Annotated in this window: 23 protein-coding genes; 15 read left to right on the top strand and 8 right to left on the bottom strand. The window is 69.1% G+C overall.

Annotated features, from left to right (window positions below; translation table 11 throughout):
• Positions 1–4 precede the first annotated feature (4 nt).
• From COC42_RS09610 to hrpB, 4 genes are all read right to left on the bottom strand, one after another.
• The gene (locus COC42_RS09610; protein ID WP_096342889.1) at positions 5–946 is read right to left on the bottom strand and encodes an FAD binding domain-containing protein; all 942 of its coding nucleotides are present in this window, start codon (positions 944–946) and stop codon (positions 5–7) included.
• The gene (gene paoA / locus COC42_RS09605; protein WP_096343217.1) at positions 943–1,596 is read right to left on the bottom strand and encodes an aldehyde dehydrogenase iron-sulfur subunit PaoA; all 654 of its coding nucleotides are present in this window, start codon (positions 1,594–1,596) and stop codon (positions 943–945) included. Before paoA ends, COC42_RS09610 begins: the two co-directional genes overlap by 4 nt.
• A gap of 88 nt (positions 1,597–1,684) precedes the next feature.
• Entirely contained in the window at positions 1,685–1,966 is a 282-nt protein-coding gene (locus COC42_RS09600) for an ETC complex I subunit (protein ID WP_096342888.1), read from the bottom strand.
• A 10-nt stretch (positions 1,967–1,976) separates the two neighbouring features.
• Positions 1,977–4,424, bottom strand: a complete 2,448-nt coding sequence (gene hrpB, locus COC42_RS09595; protein WP_096342887.1) for an ATP-dependent helicase HrpB — start codon at positions 4,422–4,424, stop codon at positions 1,977–1,979.
• Positions 4,425–4,514: 90 nt separating this feature from the next.
• Here hrpB and COC42_RS09590 point away from each other — a divergent pair, with 90 nt between their 5' ends.
• Complete coding sequence (locus tag COC42_RS09590) at positions 4,515–4,712, top strand: hypothetical protein (protein ID WP_096342886.1); 198 nt, start codon at positions 4,515–4,517, stop codon at positions 4,710–4,712.
• Positions 4,713–4,752: 40 nt separating this feature from the next.
• Here the strand turns inward: COC42_RS09590 and COC42_RS09585 are convergent, their stop codons facing one another.
• The 3 genes from COC42_RS09585 to COC42_RS09575 all read right to left on the bottom strand — a co-directional run bounded on the left by COC42_RS09585 (position 4,753) and on the right by COC42_RS09575 (position 6,688).
• Positions 4,753–5,061, bottom strand: coding sequence for a hypothetical protein (locus tag COC42_RS09585; RefSeq protein WP_096342885.1), 309 nt, complete (start codon positions 5,059–5,061; stop codon positions 4,753–4,755).
• Between the two features lie 133 nt (positions 5,062–5,194).
• On the bottom strand, positions 5,195–5,500 hold the full coding sequence (locus COC42_RS09580; protein ID WP_096342884.1) for a hypothetical protein: 306 nt from the start codon (positions 5,498–5,500) through the stop codon (positions 5,195–5,197).
• A gap of 174 nt (positions 5,501–5,674) precedes the next feature.
• Positions 5,675–6,688: a polyprenyl synthetase family protein gene (locus COC42_RS09575; RefSeq protein WP_096342883.1), complete on the bottom strand. Its 1,014-nt coding sequence runs from the start codon at positions 6,686–6,688 to the stop codon at positions 5,675–5,677.
• A gap of 97 nt (positions 6,689–6,785) precedes the next feature.
• Between COC42_RS09575 and COC42_RS09570 the strand changes: the two genes are divergently transcribed.
• The 4 genes from COC42_RS09570 to COC42_RS09555 all read left to right on the top strand — a co-directional run bounded on the left by COC42_RS09570 (position 6,786) and on the right by COC42_RS09555 (position 10,861).
• Positions 6,786–7,064 (top strand): chorismate mutase, encoded by a 279-nt coding sequence (locus tag COC42_RS09570; RefSeq protein ID WP_096342882.1) that lies wholly within the window; start codon positions 6,786–6,788, stop codon positions 7,062–7,064.
• Positions 7,065–7,173: 109 nt separating this feature from the next.
• On the top strand, positions 7,174–8,271 hold the full coding sequence (locus tag COC42_RS09565; protein WP_096342881.1) for a glycoside hydrolase family 130 protein: 1,098 nt from the start codon (positions 7,174–7,176) through the stop codon (positions 8,269–8,271).
• Positions 8,268–9,851, top strand: coding sequence for an alpha-amylase family glycosyl hydrolase (locus tag COC42_RS09560; protein WP_096342880.1), 1,584 nt, complete (start codon positions 8,268–8,270; stop codon positions 9,849–9,851). Before COC42_RS09565 ends, COC42_RS09560 begins: the two co-directional genes overlap by 4 nt.
• The gene (locus COC42_RS09555; protein WP_096342879.1) at positions 9,848–10,861 is read left to right on the top strand and encodes a glycosyltransferase family 4 protein; all 1,014 of its coding nucleotides are present in this window, start codon (positions 9,848–9,850) and stop codon (positions 10,859–10,861) included. Before COC42_RS09560 ends, COC42_RS09555 begins: the two co-directional genes overlap by 4 nt.
• On the opposite strand, the gene COC42_RS09550 is transcribed toward COC42_RS09555, so the two are convergent.
• Positions 10,849–11,283 (bottom strand): MAPEG family protein, encoded by a 435-nt coding sequence (locus COC42_RS09550; protein ID WP_096342878.1) that lies wholly within the window; start codon positions 11,281–11,283, stop codon positions 10,849–10,851. The two genes, COC42_RS09555 and COC42_RS09550, sit on opposite strands and share 13 nt — an antisense overlap.
• Before the next feature lie 204 nt (positions 11,284–11,487).
• Here COC42_RS09550 and rpmF point away from each other — a divergent pair, with 204 nt between their 5' ends.
• From rpmF to COC42_RS09500, 10 genes are all read left to right on the top strand, one after another.
• Positions 11,488–11,667: a 50S ribosomal protein L32 gene (rpmF, locus tag COC42_RS09545; protein ID WP_096342877.1), complete on the top strand. Its 180-nt coding sequence runs from the start codon at positions 11,488–11,490 to the stop codon at positions 11,665–11,667.
• A 40-nt stretch (positions 11,668–11,707) separates the two neighbouring features.
• Positions 11,708–12,739, top strand: a complete 1,032-nt coding sequence (gene plsX, locus COC42_RS09540; protein WP_096342876.1) for a phosphate acyltransferase PlsX — start codon at positions 11,708–11,710, stop codon at positions 12,737–12,739.
• Positions 12,736–13,698 (top strand): beta-ketoacyl-ACP synthase III, encoded by a 963-nt coding sequence (locus COC42_RS09535; RefSeq protein WP_096342875.1) that lies wholly within the window; start codon positions 12,736–12,738, stop codon positions 13,696–13,698. Before plsX ends, COC42_RS09535 begins: the two co-directional genes overlap by 4 nt.
• 90 nt (positions 13,699–13,788) lie before the next feature.
• Entirely contained in the window at positions 13,789–14,085 is a 297-nt protein-coding gene (locus COC42_RS09530) for an integration host factor subunit alpha (protein WP_096342874.1), read from the top strand.
• A gap of 8 nt (positions 14,086–14,093) precedes the next feature.
• On the top strand, positions 14,094–14,441 hold the full coding sequence (locus COC42_RS09525; RefSeq protein ID WP_096342873.1) for a MerR family transcriptional regulator: 348 nt from the start codon (positions 14,094–14,096) through the stop codon (positions 14,439–14,441).
• Positions 14,442–14,754: 313 nt separating this feature from the next.
• Entirely contained in the window at positions 14,755–16,044 is a 1,290-nt protein-coding gene (locus COC42_RS09520) for an RsmB/NOP family class I SAM-dependent RNA methyltransferase (protein WP_096342872.1), read from the top strand.
• A gap of 44 nt (positions 16,045–16,088) precedes the next feature.
• Positions 16,089–16,751 (top strand): ribulose-phosphate 3-epimerase, encoded by a 663-nt coding sequence (rpe, locus tag COC42_RS09515; protein ID WP_096342871.1) that lies wholly within the window; start codon positions 16,089–16,091, stop codon positions 16,749–16,751.
• Positions 16,748–18,484: a heparinase II/III family protein gene (locus COC42_RS09510; RefSeq protein WP_096342870.1), complete on the top strand. Its 1,737-nt coding sequence runs from the start codon at positions 16,748–16,750 to the stop codon at positions 18,482–18,484. Before rpe ends, COC42_RS09510 begins: the two co-directional genes overlap by 4 nt.
• A gap of 140 nt (positions 18,485–18,624) precedes the next feature.
• On the top strand, positions 18,625–20,196 hold the full coding sequence (gene purH / locus COC42_RS09505; RefSeq protein WP_096342869.1) for a bifunctional phosphoribosylaminoimidazolecarboxamide formyltransferase/IMP cyclohydrolase: 1,572 nt from the start codon (positions 18,625–18,627) through the stop codon (positions 20,194–20,196).
• A 71-nt stretch (positions 20,197–20,267) separates the two neighbouring features.
• Complete coding sequence (locus COC42_RS09500; protein WP_096342868.1) at positions 20,268–21,440, top strand: hypothetical protein; 1,173 nt, start codon at positions 20,268–20,270, stop codon at positions 21,438–21,440.
• The last annotated feature ends 48 nt before the right edge of the window (positions 21,441–21,488 follow it).

The following is a 21,488-nucleotide window of genomic DNA, read 5'->3' as shown; positions in this document are numbered from 1 at the left end:
CGGATCAGCTCCTTGCGTCGGCGAGGACCGCGGTCAGCGTGCGCTCGGCAAGCGGCAGCTTGAAGGCGTTCTGGGTGGTGGGCTTGGCCCCGGCGAGGATGCGCTTGCCCATGCCGGCGTCGTCGCCCGCCTCGGCGCTTTCGACGCGCCAGGGCTTGGTACCGACGCCGCCGAGCGCGACGCGCGCCCGCCCGTCGCTGGGAACGATCGCCGCGACCGACACGAGCGCAAAAGCATAGGAGCTGCGATCGCGCACCTTGCGATAGACATGCGTGCCGGTAACGGGTGCTGGCAGCGTCACGGCAGTGATGAGTTCGCCCGCTTCGAGCGCGTTCTCAATATGCGGGGTCGTGCCGGGCAGCTTGTGGAAGTCGGCGATCGGGATCGTCCGGGTCGCACCGTCGGGCTTCACCGTCTCGACCATGGCGTCGAGGACGCGCATCGCCACCGCCATGTCGCTCGGATGCTGGGCGATGCAGGCCTCGCTGGTGCCGAGCACGGCGAGGCCGCGGTTGAAGCCGCCGATCGCCGCGCAGCCCGATCCCGGCTTGCGCTTGTTGCACGGCTTGGCGGTGTCGTAGAAATAGGGGCAGCGGACGCGCTGCAGCAGGTTGCCGCCCGTCGTCGCCTTGTTGCGGAGCTGCCCCGAGGCGCCCGACACCAGCGCGCGCGTCAGCACGGCATAGTCGCGGCGCACGCGCGGATGCGCAGCGAGATCGGTGTTGCGCACCAGCGCACCGATGCGCAACCCGCCATCGGGCGTGTCCTCCACCTTGTCGAGGCCGATGCGGTTGACGTCGATCAGGTGGCGCGGCGTCTCGATCTCCAGCTTCATGAGGTCGAGCAGGTTGGTGCCGCCGGCGATGAACTTGGCGCCCGGCGTGCGCGCGGCGGCGGCCGCCGCCTCGGCCGGGGTGGCGGCGCGTTCGTAGGTGAAAGCTTTCATGCGCGTGCCCCCCTGGCTTCGCCCGCCACGTCGGCAATGGCGTCGAAGATGTTGGCATAGGCGCCGCACCGGCAGATATTGCCGCTCATCCGCTCCTTGACTTCCTCGATCGAGAAGGCCGGCTGGGCGGCGACGTCGGCGGTGGCGTGGCTGGGGATGCCTGCCTTGATCTCGTCGAGCACGGCGACCGCCGAACAGATCTGTCCCGGCGTGCAATAGCCGCACTGATAGCCGTCATGCTCGACGAACGCGGCCTGCATCGGATGGAGGTCGCCGGGCTCGCCCAGCCCCTCGATCGTCGTCACTGCCTCGCCGTCGTGCATCACCGCAAGCGTCAGGCAGCTGTTGATGCGTCGCCCCTCGACGATGACGGTGCAGGCGCCGCACTGGCCATGGTCGCAGCCCTTCTTGGTGCCGGTCAGCTTCCAGTGTTCGCGCAGCGCATCGAGCAATGTCGTGCGCGGATCGAGATCGACGCGGTTGGACTTGCCGTTGACCTTCAGCGTCACGGGGACGCGCGGCTCGGCGCTGGCGGGAGCGGATTGGGGTGCGGCGTCGGCGGCGATCGACACGCTGGCGGTGGCGGCGGTCGCCACGCCGCCGGCAAGCACGCCGCGGCGGGACACGTCAAAAGCGGTGGAAGTCGGCATCATCGGCCCCTTGTCTGGAAAGCCGGTACGATTACGCGAACCCGGCCTGCACGAAGGTAACCGATGATAGGCCGAACGGCTCCCGCCGTCAGCGGAAATTGTCGGCGTAGGCCTGCAGCTTCAGCTTGGCGACCGGCGCGGGGATCACATGCGCCTCGATTCCCTCGCGCTCGGCATAGGCCTGCGCCGCCTTCAGCGTCGGGAAGCGCAGCTTTACCTGCTCGCGCGTGTCGCCGGAGCCAGCCCAGCCGGTCAGCGGATCGGCGCGCTGCGCCGCGCTCGGCTCGAACTCGAGCACCCAGCGGTGGGTCAGCGCCTTGCCCGAGGACATGGCGCTCTTGGGCTGCTGATAGATGCGTGCGGTAGGCATGACCGGCTCTTTAATGCGATTCGCGGCGGCGTGCATCCGCCTTTTTGGTGCGGAGCGTCGGGTCGGCGGCGGCGGGGTCGTCGGGCCAGGGGTGGCGGGGATAGCGGCCGCGCATTTCCTTGGCGACGGCGTTCCAGCTGCCCGCCCAGAAGCCGGGCAGGTCGCGCGTCGTCTGGATCGGCCGGCCAGCGGGGGAGATCAGGCTGAGGACGAGCGGCACGCGGTCGCGGCCGATCACCGGATGTTCCGACAGGCCATAGAGCGCCTGCACGCGCAGCTCGACCCGCGGCCCGCCCTCCGCGGCATAGTCGATCGCGTGGCTGGACCCCGCCGGACTCTCGAACCGCGCCGGCGCGATGCGGTCGACCTCGCGCATCGCGTCCCAGCCGAGCAGACCGCGCAGCGCTTCGGTCAACGCGCCCGGCGCGATGGCGTCGAGCCGCCGCTTGCCGGCAACCAGCGCGGGTAGCCATTCGTCGAGCCGCTCGGCCAACACCACGTCGTCGAGCGGCTGCCCGGCATAGGCGGCACGTGCGCGGAGTGCTGCCGCCCCCTCGTCCCAGGGCAGGATCGCGACGCCATGCCGGCGAACCCCGTCGACCAGTGCCGCCTGGATCGCCTCGATCGAGGCGCCTGAATCAGGGCCGCGTGACAGCGCGATTGCGCCCAGCCGCCGCGTCCGCTCGGCCACGACGCCGCCCGTCGCGGGATCGAAGCGCACCTCGCGCCGCGTCTCGATGCGATCGGCGAACAGCGCCTCCACGGCCGGAAGATCGAGCACCGCCGCCGACAGGATCCGCGCGCCCGCGGCCGAGCCCTGCGTCTCCGCAACAGCGAGCCATTCGGCGCTGGCCAGGCTGGAGGTGGGATCGAGGACGAAGCCCCGCCCGCCGACGCTGGCCCAGCGCTCGCCGACCGAATCGCGTCGCCGCGCGATGCGATCGGGAAAAGCGAGGGCAATGCAGGCCGCGACAGGGTGGTCGAAAGTCGCTGTCGCCGTGTTGCTGTCGATGAGTCCCGCCCAGCGCCCGGCCATGCGCCTCGCCGCGTCAGCACGCTGACTGCGTTCGTCCCGCCAGCGGCGGAGGCGCAGCTCGAGATCGGGATCGTTGCCGCCAAGGCCTCGCTCCCCCAGCATCACCGCGATCTCCGCCGCGGTCCGCGCCAACCCCAGCCCGCCCGCACGCACCAGCATGTGCGCAAGTCGCGGCGGCAGCGGCAGGCGCGCGAGATGTCGGCCATGCGCCGTCGGGCGCCCATCGGAATCGAGCGCGTCGAGGCTTGCCAGCCGCGCCCGTGCCTCCTCGACCGCGGCGGCGGGGGGTGGGTCGATCCATTTCAGCTCGCGCGGATCCGCGACGCCCCAGATTGCGCAGTCGAGCACGAGCGCCGACAGGTCGGCCTCGAGCAGCTCGGGTGGGTCGAAACGCGGCATCCCCGCGGTCGCGGCGGCTTCCCACAGGCGGTAGGCGGTGCCCGGTCCCTGCCGCGCCGCGCGCCCCGCGCGCTGCGCCGCCGACGCCTGGCTCGCGCGTTCGGTGACGAGCCGCGTCATCCCCGCCGCCCGATCGTAGCGCGGGCGGCGCGCCAGCCCCGAATCGACCACGATCCGGATCGAATCGAGCGTCAGCGAGGTTTCGGCGATCGAGGTGGCGAGCACGAGCTTGCGTGCGCCATCGGGCTCGGGACCGATCGCGGCACGCTGGCGGGCAGGATCGATATTGCCGTGGAGCTTGTGAAGGCGCACGCCTTCCGCCTCGCCCAGTCGCTCGGCCACGCGCTGGATCTCGGCGACGCCGGGCAGGAAGGCGAGCAGACCGCCCTCGCGCTCGCGGAGCGCCAGGCGGATCGCGGACGCCATGGCGTCCTCGATCCTCGCGGCGCCGTTGCGGCCCAGATGGACAAGCCCGAGCGGGTGGCTGCGCCCCTCGCTTTCGATTACCGGAGCCCCGTCCATCAGCGCGGCGAAGCGTGCGCCGTCGAGCGTCGCCGACATGGCGAGAAGGCGCAGGTCAGGCCTCAGCGCCGCCTGTGCATCGAGCGCGAGCGCGAGGCCGAAATCGCTGTCGAGGCTGCGTTCGTGCACCTCGTCGAACAGCACCGCCGATACGCCCGCCAGTTCAGGATCGGCCTGGATGCGTGCGACGAAGATGCCCTCGGTCATGACCGTGACGCGCGTCGCCGCCGACCGCTTGCTGTCGAGGCGCGTGGCATAGCCAAAGGTCCGCCCCACCGGCTCACCCGCCAGTGCCGCCATCCGCTCGGCCGCGGCGCGCGCGGCGATACGGCGGGGGGAGAGGAGCAGCACTTCGCCCTTGCACCAGGGCTCGGTCAGCAGGGCCGGCGCGACCGCCGTCGTCTTGCCCGCACCCGGCGGCGCGACCAGCACCGCGGCGTTCCGCTCGCCGAGCGTAGCGAGCAGTTGGGGCAGTACGGCGTGGATCGGCAGGTCGCTCATCGCACCGCGGGGTAGCCGCGAGGGAGCCAAGGCACAATTCGTGCGTATGCCACCCTCGCGCAGCCCCCATTACGCGCATGGAGACCGAACATGGCAGCAAAGGCACTTGCCAGCCTGGCGATCAGCCCGACCGGCGACGGCTATCTCTTGATGATCGAGGACGAGGACGGCGAGACGATCGAGTTGACCGCGACCTTCGAGCAGCTCGACCTGATCGCAGAGGCGGTCGATCAGCAGCTCAACGGCGATGAAGAGGACGCGCTGAGCATCGACGAGGACGACGAATGAAAAAGGGGCGGCCCGCCGGGGCCGCCCCTTCGATTATCGCTTACCAGCCGCGATAATAGGCGCCACGATTGTAGAAGCGCCGGTCGTAGCGCCAGTCGCGGCGCGCCTGGCGCCAGTAACGGCGGGCGCGGCGGTCGTCACGCCAGTGGCGGCGATGGTCGCGCCAGTGACGCCCTCGATTCCAGTGGCGCCGGTCCCAGCGATCGCCGCGCCAGCGCTGGCCGGGATGCGCGAAAGCTGCCGCAGAGGCGGCGATGACCGCGGTCCCGGCGGGTGCGGGCGCCGCGGTGGCGGCGGCGGTCGGCAGGATGGTGGCCGCGAGCGCGGCGGCAATGGCAAAGATACGCATGCTACTCTCCTCGACTTCGGGGTCGGGTCCCTGATCTAGCGCGAAGGGGCTGAACCCACGCCGACCCGTTCATTCACCTCCCGTTACGGAGAAGGACGGGGCGGCGCGATCCGGTCGCCCCGTCCTCACTCACTCACCAGCCGCGACGATAATCGCGATAGTCGCGGCGGTTGTCGCGGCGCAGATCGCGATAATCGCGACGGTTCTCGCGCCAGAACTGGCGGCGATTGATCTCGCCGCGGCGGAAGTCGCGGCGGTTCTCGCGGCGGTCGCGGCGGAAATCACGATAATTCTCGCGGCGGTCGCGGCGATAGTCGCGCCAGTCGGCACGGGCGCTGCGGTGATACTGGCCCCAGCCTTGCGGGGCAGCGGCGGCTGCCGGCGCAACGGCGGGCATGATGGCGGCGGCGATGGCGGCGATAATGATGGGGGTACGCATGTCACTTCTCCCGGTCGGTACAGCTGTCCAACCCGGACATCATGCATGCCGTTGCATGAACGCGCGCCAACACCGCGTTCACGACCCCGCAATCGAACTAAACGATGAGCCTATTCAATGCCTTAGCTGATGATCTGTTCGATCATCCGCTGACAAGCCGTGCGCTTGCTACGATCAATAGGCGCGGGCGACGGCGAATTCGACCGCCTCGATCATCGAGTCCTTGGCGGCGCCGGAAGAAAAGGGGCCCAGCGCGTCGATTGCGCGCTGGCCGTAATGGCGTGCGCGCGCCATCGTGTCCTCGACCGCGCGCGTGTCCTGCATTCGCCGGACGGCTTCGGCGAGCATCGCGTCGCTACTGTCACCGTCGCGAATCGCCTTCATCCAGAAGGCGCGCGCCTCGGCATCGCCGCGGGCATAGGCGAGGATGACGGGCAGCGTCATCTTGCCCTCGCGGAAATCGTCGCCGGCGTCCTTGCCCATCGTGCCGGCATCGCTGACATAGTCGATCGCGTCATCGACCAGCTGGAATGCGATGCCGAGGTTGCGGCCATAGGCGTCGAGTGCCGCTTCCTCGCCTTCGGGCCGTTCGGCGACCACCGCGGCGATGCGGCACGCGGCGGCGAAGAGCGCGGCGGTCTTGGCGCCGATGATCTCGAGATAGCGTTCCTCGGACAGGTCGATGCGGCGGACGGCGGTCAACTGGTTGACCTCGCCCTCGGCGATCACGGCGCTTGCGTTCGACAGGATCTTGAGGACCTTCAAACTGCCGTCCTCGACCATCAGCTCGAAGCTGCGGCTGAACAGGAAGTCGCCGACCAGCACACTGGCCGGATTGCCCCAGATGATGTTGGCGGTCCGCTTGCCGCGGCGAAGGTCGCTGCCGTCGACGACATCGTCGTGGAGCAAGGTCGCGGTATGGATGAACTCGACCGCGGCGGCGAGGCGGTGGTGGCGCGTGCCGCCATAGCCGAGCAGGCTGGCGCTCGCGAGCGTCAGCATCGGGCGCATCCGCTTGCCCCCGCCGGCGATCAGGTGACCGGCAAGCTTGGGGATCAGCGGAATGTCGGACTGCATCCGGTCGAGGATGACCGCGTTGACGCAGTTCATGTCATGCGCCGTCACGGCGACCATGGGATCGAGCGAGGCGGGCGGGCGCGACCCCAGGCGATGCACGGAAGCACTCATTGGCCGCCGACTTGGCCTTTCACCATGACAAACGCAAGTCGCTTGCACGGAGGCGGACCAAAGGCCATCAGGCGGCAACGTAAGGGAAGGGGCCGTCGTGACCGACGAAACGCTGGGGCGGTACCGCCAGAGCATCGACAACATCGACATGGCGCTGGTCTGCCTGCTCGCCGAGCGGTTCAAGGTGACGCAGGCGGTCGGCCGCTATAAGGCCGAGCAGGGCCTGCCCCCTGCCGATCCCAGCCGCGAGGAGGCGCAGATCGCCCGCCTTCGCCGGCTGGCCGAGGAGGCCGATCTCGATCCGGAATTTTCCGAGGCGTTCCTGCGCTTCATCATCGACGAGGTGATCCGCCACCACGAGCGACTACGGGGCTAGCCCTCTCGTTCCCACGTCACCCGGATCATGTCCGCGTGTCTTGCGTGGTAAAGGGACGGAACCACTCCGCCCATCCCGTCGTCTTCGGGGGCAGCGACGGGAGGGTGGATTGCGCGACGATTTCCTGATCTTCGAACCCCAAGACGTCGATCTCTCGCGCTCGCCGCTTCGGGGGCGCTGCGAGGCCGAGACCTTCGTCCTCGGCGCGTTCAACCCGGGCTTCACGCGGCTCCCCTCGGGCAACCTCCTGATGATGGTCCGCGTGGCGGAGGGGCTGGTCGATGCCGGCACCCGGTCGCTGCGCTGGGAGAACGGCCGCTACGTGGTCGATGAATGGCCGGCCGATCGCGTCGATGCAACGGACCCGCGCATCCTGAAGATCACTGGCGATCCGTGGCGCCCACTCGCGCTCACTTCGCTTTCCTGGCTGCTTCCCGTGGAACTCTCGTCCGACGGCGAGCGGGTGGAGGCGATCCACTATGACCGTGCGATCGTGCCTGCCGCCAGCTATCAGGCGTACGGCGTCGAAGACCCGCGCATTTCCCGCGTCGGCAACGAATGGGTGATGACCACCTGCTCGGTCAGCCCCGAGCGGCTCTGCACCACGCTCCACCGGTCGCGCGATGCGATGGAGTGGACGCTGGAGGGGATCGTCCTCGACCACCAGAACAAGGACATGCTCATTTTCGAGGGTCAGTCGGGCGGCCGCTACTGGGCGCAGACGCGGCCCTTGGGCGAAACCTGGTTCGCCTATCCGCCGGGGGCCGAGTGGCGCGCGGGGCCGGCGATCAATCTCGCCACCTCACCCGACCTCCTCCACTGGAAACCCTATGAGAAGCCGGGCCTTCGCCCCCATGCCGCCACCGTCTCGACGGCGCGGATGGGGGGCGGGACACCGCCGATCCTGACGAAGCGCGGCTGGCTGACGCTGTGGCACGGGGTGGAGCCGGGGGCCGAGGTCGGCATCTATCGCACCTATTGGTCCATCCTCGACCGCGACGACCCGTCAATTACGGTGGCGACCGAGCATACACCGCTGATCGAACCCGCGCCGCAGCTGACCGGCCATCTCGCCGAAAGCAAATATCTCGACAGCGTGGTCTTCACGACCGGGATCGTCGATGCCGGCGACCATTATCTGGTGGCGAGCGGTGAGGCCGATCTCGCCTGTCGCCTGACGCGGATCGACAAGGGCCGGATTGCATGAGCCGCCCGTGGTGGCACGGGGCGGTGCTCTATCAGATTTATCCGCGCTCGTTTCAGGACTCGAACGGCGACGGTATCGGCGACCTCGCCGGCATCACCGCGCGGCTGCCCTATTTCGTCGATCTCGGCGTCGATGCCATCTGGATCTCGCCGATCTTCCCCTCGCCGATGGCGGACTTTGGCTACGACGTCGCCGACTATTGCGGGATCGACCCGCGCTTCGGCACGCTCGCCGACTTCGATGCCCTGCTTGCGCGGGCGCACGGCCTCGGGCTCAAGGTGCTGCTCGATTTCGTGCCCAATCACAGCTCCGACCAGCATCCCTGGTTCGTCGAGAGCCGGTCGTCGCGCGAGAACCCGAAGCGCGACTGGTACATCTGGCGCGATCCCGCGCCGGGTGGGGGGCCGCCCAACAACTGGATCAGCGATTTCGGTGGCCCGGCCTGGGAGTATGACGCCGCGACCGGCCAATATTACAGCCACGCCTTCCTCAAGGAACAGCCTGACCTCAACTGGCGCAATCCGGAGCTGCGCGCGGCGATGATGGACGTGCTGCGCTTCTGGTTCGACCGCGGCGTCGATGGCTTCCGCATCGACGTGCTCTGGCACATGGTCAAGCATGCCGAGTTCCCCGACAACCCGCCCAACCCCGGTTTTGCCGAGGGCATGGGCGAGATGTGGCGCGTGCTTCAGCTCCATTCGACCGACCAGCCGGAAGTCCATGGCATCGCCGCCGAGATGCGCGCGATCGCCGATAGTTATGAAGACCGCCTGCTGATCGGCGAGATCTATCTGCCGGTCGAGAAGCTGATGACCTATTACGGCTCGGCCGAGGCGCCGGGCGTCCACCTGCCCTTCAACTTCCAGCTGATCGACGCGCCCTGGAACCCGCGCGCGCTTGCGACGCTGATCGAGGCGTACGAGCTGGCGCTGCCCGAGGCGGGCTGGCCCAATTGGGTGCTCGGCAATCACGACCGCCCGCGCGCGGCGACGCGTTTCGGGGCGGCGCAGGCGCGGGTTGCGGCGATGCTCAACCTCACGCTGCGCGGCACGCCGACCATCTATTATGGTGACGAGATCGGCATCGCCGATGTGGCGATCCCGCCCGACAAGGTCGCGGACCCGCGCGAGCTGCGCGAACCGGGCAAGGGCCTGAGCCGCGATCCAGTGCGCACGCCGATGGCCTGGGACGAAAGTGCCTGTGCGGGCTTCACCACCGGCGAGCCGTGGCTGCCGCTCCATTCCGACTGGCGCGCGCGCAACGTCGCGGCCGAGCGCGGCGATGCCGGGTCGAGCTGGACGCTTCACCGTGACCTGATCGCACTGCGCCGTGTGACGCCGGCGCTATCGGTGGGCGACTGGCATCCGGTCCATGCCGACGATGCCGTGCTGGCCTATGAGCGCCGCGAAGGCGAGACGCGCGTGCTCGTCGCTCTTAACCTGACCGCCGAGCCCGCGCGGCTCCTGCTGCCCGACTGGGCGCGCGGCCTGACCCCCCGGCTCAGCACGCTGGGCGGCCTGCCCGGCTTCGAGCATGGCGCCGTCATCCTGATGGGCGACGAGGGCGTGGTCCTGACATGAAGATCGCGATGATCGCGCCGATCGCCTGGCGCACGCCGCCCCGGCATTACGGCCCATGGGAATTGGTGACGAGCCTGCTGACCGAGGCGCTGGTGGCCAAGGGCATCGACGTCACCCTGTTCGCGACCGCCGATTCGCTCACTTCGGCGAAGCTGGCAGCGGTAGTGCCCGCCCCCTACAGCGAAGACCCTTCGGTCGACGCCAAGGTCTGGGAGCACCGCCATCTCGCGCATGTGTTCGAGCGTGCGGGCGAGTTCGACCTGATCCACAATCAGGCCGATTTTCCCGCCCACGCCTTCGCCAATCTTGTGCCGACGCCGATGGTGACGACGATCCACGGCTTTTCGTCCGACCGCATCCTGCCGATGTACGCGCCCTATCAGGACCGCGTGCATTATGTCGCGATCAGCGATGCCGACCGGCACCCGGCGCTACGCTATGCCGCGACGGTCCATCACGGCATCCCGGTCGAGGACTTCACCTTTGACCCGAAGGGTAGCGACGACCTCCTCTTCTTCGGCCGGATGCACCCCGACAAGGGCGCGGCAGAAGCGATCGCGGTAGCGGAGGCGACCGGCCGACGCCTGTCGATGTACGGCATCGTCCAGGACGCGGGCTATTACGAGCGTGACGTGGCACCCCGCCTGTCGCCGCGCATCGCCCATCCCGGCGCGGTTGGCGGAGCGGAGCGCGTGGCCGCGCTGGGCGGCGCGGCAGCGCTCCTCCACCTCATCAATTTCGACGAACCCTTCGGCCTGTCGGTGATCGAGGCGATGGCCTGCGGCACTCCTGTCATCGCGATGCGGCGCGGGTCGATGCCCGAGCTGATCGAGGACGGCGTCACCGGCTTCCTCGTCGACTCGCTTGACGACGCGATCGCCGCGGTCGGCCGGCTGGGCGAGATTGATCGCGCCGCGTGTCGCCGCGCGGTCGAAGCGCGCTTCTCGATCGAGCGGATGGCCGACGAGTATGTCGCCCTTTACGAGCGCATCCTGGCTCAGCCGCGATAGATGCTCGGCACCACCGGCCCGTCGGTCGCCATCACCGGCTTGCCGACGAAGACCAACGTAAGCGCCGTCAGCCCCAGCATGCCGGTGAGCGACAGCGTGACGACGGTGCCGAATTGCCGCGCGGGCAGGAAGCCGTCCATGCCGATCGGATGCGCGACCCGCCCGACAATGTAGAGCGCGCCCGCGCCCGCCAGCCAGATTGAGCTGCCTGCGCTCCATTCGATCGCGGCGATCAGGATCAGGATCAGCGGCGTATATTCGGCGAAGTTGAGCTGCGCGCGCATCCGTGCCGCCAGCCGCGCATCGCCGCCGTCGCCATAGAGGATCTTCTGCCCGAATCGGATGCACAGGATACGTACCGCCAGCCACAGGTTGATCAGAGCCGCCGCGCCCGCGGTCGCTAGCGTCACTGGCAAGGTCATCGTTATCCCCCAAGTTGCAAGACGAACCTGCCACCGTGTCCCCGCGCTTGCAACGCACGACGAAATCGCTATAGGCGCACCCTCGCTTCGCGACCTGCCCCGGCCACGTGGTGGTGCGGGCGCGCACTTGTTTGCGCGCTTGCCCGACCCGCGCGAGGGGCGTATCGCGACCCCGAACTCAGTTGTCGAAGAAGGTGTGCCGAGATGGCCGTTCCCAAGAGAAAGACCACGCCGTCGCGGCGCGGCATGCGTCGTTCGCACGATGCGCTGAAGGTCGAGTCGTTCCAGGAGTGCCCGAACTGCGGCGAACTCAAGCGTCCGCACATCCTGTGCGGGTCGTGCGGCCATTATAACGGCCGCGAGATCGTCGCGATCGAAGCCTGACGGGACACCGAACTTAGGGTTCAAGGAACGATAACGGGACATGGCGGAGAGCGCGCGGATCGCCGTCGATGCGATGGGCGGCGACGGCGGGCTCGCCGTCATCCTCGATGGCGTGGCGCGTGCCGCCGCCGATCGGCCCGAGCTGTCGTTCCTGCTGGTGGGTGACGAAGCGGCGATTCGCGCCGCGCTCGAGTCGCAGCCGGGCCTGACCGGCAGGGTCGAGATCGTCCACGCGCCCGAGACCGTCGCTTCGGAAGAAAAACCGAGCACCTCGATCCGCCGTGCGCGCGTTACCTCGATGGGCCTTGCGGTCGATGCGGTGAAGCAGGGGCGCGCGGGCGCTGCGGTGTCGGCGGGCAATACCGGCGCGCTCATGGCGATGGCGAAACTCTCGCTGCGCACCATTCCCGGCATCGACCGACCCGCGCTCGCCGCGCTGCTGCCCAGCCTCGGCGCCAATGACACGGTGATGCTCGACCTCGGCGCCAATACCGAGTGCGATGCCCGCAACCTCGTCCAGTTCGCGGTGATGGGCGCCGCTTACGCGCGCACCGCGCTCGATCTCGAGCGACCGCGCGTTGCGCTGCTCAACATCGGGACCGAGGATCTGAAGGGAACCGACATCATTCGCGATGCGGCGCAGCGGCTGCGCGGCGCGGCCCACCTGCCGATGGCGTTCACCGGCTTTATCGAGGGCGATCGCCTGTCGCGGGGCGAGGTTGATGTGATCGCCTGCGACGGCTTCACCGGCAACATCGCACTCAAGACGGCGGAGGGCACCGCGCGCTTCGTCGCCGACCTGCTCCGCCGCGCCTTTTCGAGTTCGATCCGCTCGAAGATCGGTTTCCTGATCTCGCGCCCCGCGACCAAGCTGCTGCGCGACCATCTCGATCCCAACAATCATAATGGCGCGGTCTTCCTCGGCCTCAACGGGTTGGTCGTGAAGAGCCATGGTGGGGCCAACGCCGCGGGCATCGCCAACGCGCTCAAGCTTGCCGGCAAGCTGGTGGAGGACGACCTGATCCGGCGCATCGGCGACGACCTCGGCAATATCGAAGCGCGCGCGGCATGACCGTCCGCGCTGTCATCGCCGGCACCGGCGCGGCGCTTCCCGCGCGGCGCGTCTCGAACGACGAGCTCTCGCAGCGCGTCGATACGAGCGACGAATGGATCGTCGAGCGCACAGGCATTCGCTTCCGCCATATCGCCGGGGAGGGGGAGACCACCTCGACCCTCGCCACCGATGCCGCCCGCCGCGCACTGGAGGCGGCGGGGATCGACGCGCAGGCGATCGACCTGATCGTGCTGGCGACCGCGACCCCCGATCAGACCTTCCCCGCGACTGCCACGCGTGTGCAGGCGGCGCTCGGCATCAACGACTGTGTGGCGTTCGACGTGGCGGCGGTGTGCTCGGGCTTCCTCTATGCGCTTCAGGTCGCCGACACGATGATCCGCGCGGGCGCGCACCGCCGCGCGCTGGTGATCGGGGCCGAGACGTTCAGCCGCATCCTTGATTGGGAGGATCGCGCGACCTGCGTTCTGTTCGGCGACGGCGCCGGCGCAATCGTGCTCGAGGCGCGAGAGACAGAGGACGAGGGCGTGCTTGCCGTTCGCCTCCATGCCGACGGCCGCCACAACGACATGCTCTACGTCGATGGCGGTCCGTCGACCACGGGCACCGTCGGCAAGCTCCGCATGAAGGGACGCGAGGTGTTCCGCCACGCCGTCGTCAACTTGGCGGCGGTGCTGCGCGAGACGCTGGCGGTGACGGGGCATCAACCGCACGAGATCGACTGGCTGGTCCCACACCAGGCCAATGCCCGCATCCTCGACGCGACCGCGCGCAAGCTCGACCTGTCGCCCGAGCGCGTCGTCGTTACCGTTGATCAGCACGCCAACACCTCCGCCGCGTCGGTCCCGCTCGCGCTCGACACCGCGATCCGCGATGGTCGCATTCGGCGCGGCCAGCTCCTCGTGCTCGAGGCGATGGGCGGCGGCTTCACCTGGGGCGCGGCGGTCGTCCGATATTAGGACGTGGGTTCGCATCGCCCCAAAGCGGCAATTGCTTGCGGCGTGCGTTCTGATAGGGTTAGCTACCGTTTCAACCGGGGGAAGTGAGCAATGCAGGCCGGAACTCTGACCCGCGCCGATCTTGCCGAGACGCTGCACAGCGAAGTCGGCCTGTCGCGCAGCGAATCGTCGAAGCTGGTCGAGCAGATACTGGGTCATCTGTGCGAGGCGCTGGCCAAGGGCGAGAACGTCAAGATCTCGGGCTTCGGCAGCTTCATCCTGCGCGACAAGGGCGAGCGGATCGGCCGCAATCCCAAGACCGGCGTCGAGGTGCCGATCGCGCCGCGCCGCGTCCTCACCTTCCGCGCCAGCCAGATGATGCGCGACCGCATCGTCGCCGGCGCCTGACATCCGCCATGGCCGGCCGGGCCAAGGCCGACGCCGCCTTCAGGACGATCGGCGAGGTTGCCGAGGCAACCGGCCTGCCGCAGCATCGGCTGCGTTACTGGGAACAGCGATTTCCCGAACTGCGGCCGCTGACCCGCGCGGGTCAGCGCCGCTATTACCGCCCCGAGGATGTGGCGCTCGTCCGCCGCATCGACGACCTGCTCAACCGGCAGGGCTATACGATCCGCGGCGTTCAGCAATTGCTCGCGAGCGAGGCAGGACCGCGACGCGCGCGGTCGCCGGCTACGGACGCACGCGGGCCGCTCGAAAAGCTGCGCGACCTCCTCGCCGCCGCTCTGGACCGCGACGCGCGTTGAGCTGACTCGTGCCCCGGTGGAGGCCGGGGTCCAGCTGCCCCAGCTTTCGCTGGGATGATCGGAGGTTGCAGGGAGTGGAGCCCCGCCCGCGCCCTATCGATGTCCAGCACTGACACCCTTCCGTTTGCCCCGAGTAGCCCTCGACCTTGTCGAGACGGCGTATCGAGGCCCCTCCTTCTCGACACGGGCTCTCGACTTCGCTCGATCGCTGCCCGAGGCCAACGGTTTGGCGGACTGTAGCCGTGGTCCTGTCAGAGTCGATCCGACCCCGCACCCCCTTCACCTGTGCCCCGCTTCCCCCTAAGGCGCCCACTTGTCCCAGCATCGTCATCCCAATCGCCCCCGTTTCGATCCCGTCGGCACTGCGCCGCGCCGCGCCGCGCTGCGCATCCTTGACGCGGTGCTGCGCCGTGGACAGGCGCTTGAGGCGGCCTTGTCACGCGCGGGTGAGGGGCTGTCGCCCGCCGACCGCGGCCTCGCGCATGCGATCGCGGCGGAAGCGCTGCGGCGACTGCCCGATCTAGACGCGCTGATCGACGGCGCGACGCGCCAGAAGTTGCCCGACGATGCCAAGGCGCGCACGGTGCTGCGCATCGCCCTCGTCCAGGCGCTGCGCCTCGACACGCCCGCCCATGCCGCCATCGCCACGGTGCTGCCGCTGGTCGATGGCGGGCCGCGCAAGCTCGTCCACGGCGTCTATGGCGCGCTGATGCGGGCGGGGGTGGCGCTGCCCGACCTCCCCGCGCTGCCCCAGGCGGTCGAAACGCGCTGGAGCAGAGCGCACGGCGCCGAGATGGTCGAGGCAGCGCGTGCGGCAATCGCCGCGCCGCCACCCGTCGACCTGACGCTCCGCGATCCCGCCATGACAGACGCCATGGCCGAGCGGCTCGGTGGCGTCAGCCTCACTCCAGGTCATGTCCGCCTGCCCGCCGGTGCGGATATCGCCGCGCTGCCCGGCTATGCCGAGGGCGAGTGGTGGGTGCAGGACCTTGCGGCAACGATCCCCGCGCGCCTGCTTGGCAAGGGCGCGGGCACTGCGCTCGACCTGTGCGCCGCGCCCGGCGGCAAGACGATGCAGCTCGCCGCCGCCGGCTGGCGCACGACCGCGCTCGACATCGCCGAAAGTCGGCTGGCGCGACTTCGCACCAACTTGGCGCGCACCCGCCTCGATGCCGACCTCGTCGCCGCCGATGCGCTGAAGTGGAAGCCCGCCGCCCCGGTCGAGGCGCTGCTGCTCGACGCGCCGTGCAGCGCGACGGGCATCTATCGCCGCCACCCCGACGTGCTTCACCGCGCACATCCCGGCCTGATCGCCGAGACGGCCGAATTGCAGGCCGCGATGCTCGCGCGCGCCGCCGACTGGGTGAAGCCGGGTGGCTGCCTGGTCTACGCCGTCTGCTCGCTCGAACCCGACGAGGGCGAGGACCAGCTCGCCCGCTTCCTAGCCGACCGCGCCGACTATGCGATCGAGGCGATCCGGTCCGACGAGCTGCCGGCCGGGATCGAGCCACGCGACGGCGGGACGGTTCGCACCTTGCCGACGATGCTTGCCGATGCGGGCCGGCTCGACGGCTTTTTCATCACGCGACTTCGCCGCTTGTGAATGGACATTGCCGCGGCGCTAACCGCTGCTAAGGAAGCGCGATCATGCAAGCATCCGTGCGTATCGCGCCCTCGATCCTCTCCGCCGACTTCGCCAGGCTGGGCGAGGAAGTGCGCGCGATCGACGCGGCGGGGGCGGACTGGATCCATGTCGATGTCATGGACGGGCATTTCGTCCCTAACCTGACGATCGGCCCGGCGGTGGTGAAGGCGCTGCGCCCGCACTCGGCCAAGCCCTTCGACGTCCATCTGATGATCGAGCCCGTCGACCCGTTCCTCGAGGCCTTTGCCGAGGCGGGGGCCGACTGCATCAGTTTCCATGTCGAGGCGGGGCCGCATGCGCACCGCACCGTCCAGCGGATCAAGGCGCTGGGCAAGCGCGCGGGCGTGGTCCTCTGCCCCGCCACGCCTGCCAAGTTGCTCGACTATCTGCTCGAGGATGTCGATCTGGTGCTGGTGATGAGCGTCAATCCCGGCTTCGGCGGTCAGAAGTTGATCGACAGCCAGCTGCGCAAGATCGAGGCGATCCGCAAGTCGATCGACAAGCTCGGCAAGCCCATCGACCTCGAGGTTGATGGCGGCGTCGATGCCTCGAATGCCGCGCGGGTGATCGCAGCGGGGGCCGACGCGCTCGTCGCGGGCACCGCGGCGTTTCGCGGCGGGCCGGATCATTATGCCGCCAACATCGCCGCCTTGAGGGGCGGTTGAACGATCTGCCCCCGCTCGACTCCGGCGCCGACGGGATCGAGGAGGGCAAGCGGCTGATCCGCCAAGGCGGCGACGGGGGGCTGTCGCTGTCCGAGCGCATCGCCGAGCGGTTCCACCGTCTGACCTGGCGCACGCCGATCCACACGCTGAAGCTCAAGGGACGGCACCCGCTCAAGCTGCTGACCGTCGCCGACGATCCCTTCTTCGGCGATGTCGAGCGCGGACAGGCGTTGCTGGACGGTGAACTCGCCTTTCGGGGCGAGGCGCTGCCGGTGGGGATGCTCGGCCTCGACCGCCCGACCTTCTCCAAGGCCTATGGCGAGCACCTTCACGCCTTCGCCTGGCTGCGCGACCTGTCGAGCGTCACCACAAGGGCAGTGGGTGCACCGATCGCCGAGGCGATCATGCGCCAGTGGATCGCCGCACACGGCGCGATGATCTCCGAGCCGGCGTGGCGCCCCGATCTGTGGGGCCGGCGCATCCTCTACTGGACCGCGCATGCGCCGCTGATCCTGTCCTCGACCGACCTCGTCTATCGCTCGAACGTGCTGCACGCGCTGGCGCGCGGCGCTCGGCATCTTGACCGGACGGCGGACAAAGCGCCCGCGGGCGCGCCGCGCATCGCCGCGTGGTGCGGGGTCGTCGCGGCGGGGCTGATGATCCCCGGCGGCGATCCGCGCCGGGTGTTCGGCGAGGCGGGGCTCGCCAAGGCGATGGCGGCCTCGCTGACCGAAGACGGCGGTATCGTCGGCCGGTCGCCCGCCTCGCTCTATGATGCGATCCAGCTCGTGACGATGTTGCGCGGCACCTATGCCGCGCGCCGCATGGACCTGCCCGAGGCGGTGGCCGAGCGGCTGCCGAAGATGGTCTCCGCGCTGCTCGGCGTCAGCCATGCGGACAAGGCGCTGTCGAGCTGGCAGGGCGGCTGCCCGCAGGATCCCGAGCTGATCGTCCAGACGATCGAGGCGACGGGGGTGCGAACACGGCCGCTTCGCCAGGCGCGCGAATGGGGCTATCAGCGGATGTCGGCGGGCAACACGCTGATCATCGTCGATGCCGCCCCGCCGCCGGTCGCGCGGATGGTCGATGGCGGTTGCGCCTCGACCCTGGCCTTCGAGTTCTCCGACGGGGCAAGCCGGATCGTCGTCAATTGCGGCGGCGCGCGATCGGCGGTGGCGCAGGTGCCCGCCGCGCTTGCCGAGGGGCTTCGCACCACCGCCGCGCATTCGACGCTGGTGCTGGGCGATTCGAACTCGACCGCGCTCCATGCCGATGGCACGCTCGGCAAGGGCGTGGCCGAGGTCGAGCTGTCGCGGCAGGAAAGCGACGCGACCAGCCGAATCGAGGCGAGCCACAATGGCTATGTCCGCCGCTTCGGCCTCGTCCACCGCCGGCTGCTCGCACTCGGCAATGACGGGCGCGACCTGCGCGGCGAGGACATGCTGCTGCCCGAGGGGCGCCGGCGGCGTCGCGACGCGGTGCCTTTCGCGATCCGTTTCCACCTCGCCCCCGATGTCGAGGTCGCGCCGACTTCGGATGGACAGGCGGCGTTCCTGCGCCTGCCCGGCCAGCTCCTCTGGCAGTTCCGCGCGAAGGGCGCGGCGCTGACGATCGAGGAGAGCCTGTGGATCAACGCCTTCGGCCGCCCGATCGCGACCCGCCAGCTCGTCCTCACCGGCGAAGCCCCGCCGGGCGGCGCGAGCATCAGCTGGGCGTTCCACCGCTCACGGTAATCTCACTTCCTCGTCACCCCGGATCAAGTCCGCGATGACGGAAGTGGGGATGGCGGGCGGCGTAGCCTCTCCGCATCCTCTGCGCCTCTGAGCGAACCTCTTCCTTGCACCCGCGCGCGCACCGGCCTAACCGCGCGCGCATGACCAGCATTCCTATTCGCCGCGCGCTCCTCTCGATGTCCGACAAGACGGGCATCGTCGATCTCGGCCGCGCGCTCGCCGCCAGGGGCGTCGAGCTCGTTTCGACCGGCGGCACCGCCAAGGCGCTGCGCGACGCCGGCCTGAGCGTGCGCGATATCTCCGACCTCACCGGCTTTCCCGAGATGATGGACGGGCGCGTGAAGACGCTGCACCCGATGGTGCACGGCGGCCTGCTCGCTGTGCGCGACGACCCAGAACACGCCGCGGCTATGACCGAGCACGGCATCGGTGCGATCGACCTTGTCGTCGTCAACCTCTACCCGTTTGAGGCGACCGTCGCGAAGGGCGCGGGGCGCGACGAGGTGATCGAGAATATCGATATCGGCGGCCCGTCGATGGTCCGCTCGGCGGCGAAGAACCACGCCTATGTCGCGATCGTCACCGATCCCGCCGACTATGCGCTGGTCGAGGGGGGCGAGACGACGCTCGACCAGCGACGGATGCTCGCGGCCAAGGCCTATGCCGCCACCGCCGCCTATGATTCGGCGATTGCCCAGTGGTTCGCCTTCGCCGATCAGGGCGAGAGCTTCCCGGCGACCCTCCCGCTCGCCTTCACCCGCGGCGACGAGCTGCGCTACGGCGAAAACCCGCACCAGTCGGCCGCGCTCTACATCCCCCGCGGCCCCGCTGCGCGCGGCATTGCGCAGGCGAAGCAGCTGCAGGGCAAGGCGCTGAGCTACAACAACTACAACGACGCCGACGCCGCGCTCGAGCTGGTGAGCGAGTTCCGCGACGGCCCGCCGACCGTCGTCATCGTCAAGCACGCAAATCCGTGCGGCGTCGCCAGCGCCGACACGCTTATCGAGGCGTATCGCGCCGCTTTCGCGTGCGACACCGTGTCGGCGTTCGGCGGCATCGTCGCCGTCAACCGCCCGCTCGACGGCGAAACCGCCCGCGCGATCAGCGAGATCTTCACCGAGGTCGTCGCCGCCCCCGATGCCGACGACGAGGCGAAAGCGGTTTTCGCGGCCAAGAAGAACCTGCGCCTCCTCCTGACCGGCGAGCTGCCAGATCCGGCGCGCGCGGGCCTGGCAATCAAGTCGATCGCCGGTGGGCTGCTCGTCCAATCGCGCGACGGCGGTACGCTTGCCGATCTCGACCTCAAGGTGGTGACGAAGCGCCAGCCGACCGAACGCGAGCTTGCCGACTGCCGCTTTGCCTGGACGGTGGCCAAGCACGTCAAGTCGAACGCGATCGTCTATGCAAAGGATGGCGCGACCGCGGGGGTCGGCGCGGGCCAGATGAACCGCCTCGAATCGGCGCGGATCGCTGCGTGGAAGGCCCGCGACGCCGCCGAGAAGGCAGGCTGGGCGGAGCCGCGTACGATCGGCTCGGCGGTCGCGTCGGACGCCTTCTTCCCCTTCGCCGACGGCCTGCTCGCCGCGGTCCAGGCGGGGGCGACCGCGGTAATCCAGCCCGGCGGCTCGATTCGCGACGACGAAGTGATCGCCGCGGCGGACGCGGCCGGGCTGGCGATGGTGTTCACGGGAATGCGCCACTTCCGGCATTGACGGAACCCGCGATTGCCAGTGTCGTTCGAATGACATAGCCTTCTCGCGCCAGAGTGCCGCGGAGTACCGCTATGTCGATCGTATTGGCCCTGTTGCTCGCGGCAAGTCCCGCACCCCAGGGGGGTCTGCAGGATGAAGTGATCGTCGTCGGCGAGACGATCCAGAAGGCCGAGCGCGATCTGGCAGGCTGCATCGCGGCGCGGTGTCCACCCGCTGAGGAGGTGCGGGCCACGCTCGCGCTGGCCGAGGCGCAGTATCTGGACGGTGACGTCCAGGCCGCGCGCGCGACCGCCAAGGCTGGACTGAAGCGCAATCGACGGTTCGCGTCGTCCATTCCGATCGAATTGTCGGGCCTCGTGCGGACATCCGCCCGAATGGCCGCGCATCTCGGTCTGACGGACGAGATGCGACACGAAACGATCAACAATGCGGTGATGCTGCGAAAACATGCCGGTGCCGATCACCGGCAGGCGATGATTGCGCGCGCCGAGATGGGCGACAGCTTCGTTCAGACGGGTCGGGCGCTCGCGGCGCGCGAGATCTATGCGGACATGGCCCGCGATGCCGCCCGGCTGGGCGTTCGCGACATGGAGGGGCTGGCGCTCCTTCGTCTCGCCGCACTCGACCTGCAGATCGCACGGCTTCAGCGAACGCGCGGCGAGAATGCCGCACGCACCATCGACTATCTGCGTGAAAGCCGCGTTCCCGAGCATGCCGTCTATGGGCAGGCGGCGACGGTGCTCGACGCGGTGATGCGCGCTCAGGATGGCGACGAGACGCGGCTAGATGCCGCGATCGACGAACTTCGCGCGACGCCCAGCCCGCAGCTGATCTTTGCGCCGCCGATCAGGCTTGGCGGTGCATTCGCTGCGGCGGAACTTAACGGCTCTGCGCCAAGGCTTGGCGAGGCGGGCAATTACGCGCCCTACTTCGCGGAGGCGGACAACTGGTTCGATGTTGGTTTCCTCATCAATCCTGATGGCCGGGTGAGCGACATCCAGATCCTGCGTAGCGGCAAACGGTTCGACGGTCGTTGGTACCCGGCGGTACAGCGGTCGCTTATCGGCCGACGCTATACGCCGAGCGCCGGACATTCGGCGAAAGCCGGCACCTATCGTGTCGAGCGCTTCTCGATGACCTTTCCGCTGGCGCAGGGCAGGCACACACGGCTCGTGACGCGGGGGCTGACACCGCTCATTTCACGCACCGACGTGACCGCCGATCCCGAGACGGCGACCTCCTGACGCGGGGTATATCGGCACCGTCGCAATCGCCCGCGACCGCTGCTATCT

The sequence above is a fragment of the Sphingomonas spermidinifaciens genome (genome assembly GCF_002351485.1).
Lineage (GTDB): Bacteria > Pseudomonadota > Alphaproteobacteria > Sphingomonadales > Sphingomonadaceae > Sphingomonas > Sphingomonas spermidinifaciens.
This window is presented reverse-complemented; position numbering and strand designations above follow the sequence as displayed.

Bases quoted from the DNA above. Each gene is read 5' to 3' on its own strand.
- COC42_RS09610 (WP_096342889.1), bottom strand. From the start codon at position 946: ATGAAAGCTTTCACCTACGAACGCGCCGCCACCCCGGCCGAGGCGGCG.
- paoA (WP_096343217.1), bottom strand. From the start codon at position 1,596: ATGCCGACTTCCACCGCTTTTGACGTGTCCCGCCGCGGCGTGCTTGCC.
- COC42_RS09600 (WP_096342888.1), bottom strand. From the start codon at position 1,966: ATGCCTACCGCACGCATCTATCAGCAGCCCAAGAGCGCCATGTCCTCG.
- hrpB (WP_096342887.1), bottom strand. From the start codon at position 4,424: ATGAGCGACCTGCCGATCCACGCCGTACTGCCCCAACTGCTCGCTACG.
- COC42_RS09590 (WP_096342886.1), top strand. From the start codon at position 4,515: ATGGCAGCAAAGGCACTTGCCAGCCTGGCGATCAGCCCGACCGGCGAC.
- COC42_RS09585 (WP_096342885.1), bottom strand. From the start codon at position 5,061: ATGCGTATCTTTGCCATTGCCGCCGCGCTCGCGGCCACCATCCTGCCG.
- COC42_RS09580 (WP_096342884.1), bottom strand. From the start codon at position 5,500: ATGCGTACCCCCATCATTATCGCCGCCATCGCCGCCGCCATCATGCCC.
- COC42_RS09575 (WP_096342883.1), bottom strand. From the start codon at position 6,688: ATGAGTGCTTCCGTGCATCGCCTGGGGTCGCGCCCGCCCGCCTCGCTC.
- COC42_RS09560 (WP_096342880.1), top strand. From the start codon at position 8,268: ATGAGCCGCCCGTGGTGGCACGGGGCGGTGCTCTATCAGATTTATCCG.
- COC42_RS09555 (WP_096342879.1), top strand. From the start codon at position 9,848: ATGAAGATCGCGATGATCGCGCCGATCGCCTGGCGCACGCCGCCCCGG.
- COC42_RS09550 (WP_096342878.1), bottom strand. From the start codon at position 11,283: ATGACCTTGCCAGTGACGCTAGCGACCGCGGGCGCGGCGGCTCTGATC.
- rpmF (WP_096342877.1), top strand. From the start codon at position 11,488: ATGGCCGTTCCCAAGAGAAAGACCACGCCGTCGCGGCGCGGCATGCGT.
- plsX (WP_096342876.1), top strand. From the start codon at position 11,708: ATGGCGGAGAGCGCGCGGATCGCCGTCGATGCGATGGGCGGCGACGGC.
- COC42_RS09535 (WP_096342875.1), top strand. From the start codon at position 12,736: ATGACCGTCCGCGCTGTCATCGCCGGCACCGGCGCGGCGCTTCCCGCG.
- COC42_RS09530 (WP_096342874.1), top strand. From the start codon at position 13,789: ATGCAGGCCGGAACTCTGACCCGCGCCGATCTTGCCGAGACGCTGCAC.
- COC42_RS09525 (WP_096342873.1), top strand. From the start codon at position 14,094: ATGGCCGGCCGGGCCAAGGCCGACGCCGCCTTCAGGACGATCGGCGAG.
- rpe (WP_096342871.1), top strand. From the start codon at position 16,089: ATGCAAGCATCCGTGCGTATCGCGCCCTCGATCCTCTCCGCCGACTTC.
- purH (WP_096342869.1), top strand. From the start codon at position 18,625: ATGACCAGCATTCCTATTCGCCGCGCGCTCCTCTCGATGTCCGACAAG.
- COC42_RS09500 (WP_096342868.1), top strand. From the start codon at position 20,268: ATGTCGATCGTATTGGCCCTGTTGCTCGCGGCAAGTCCCGCACCCCAG.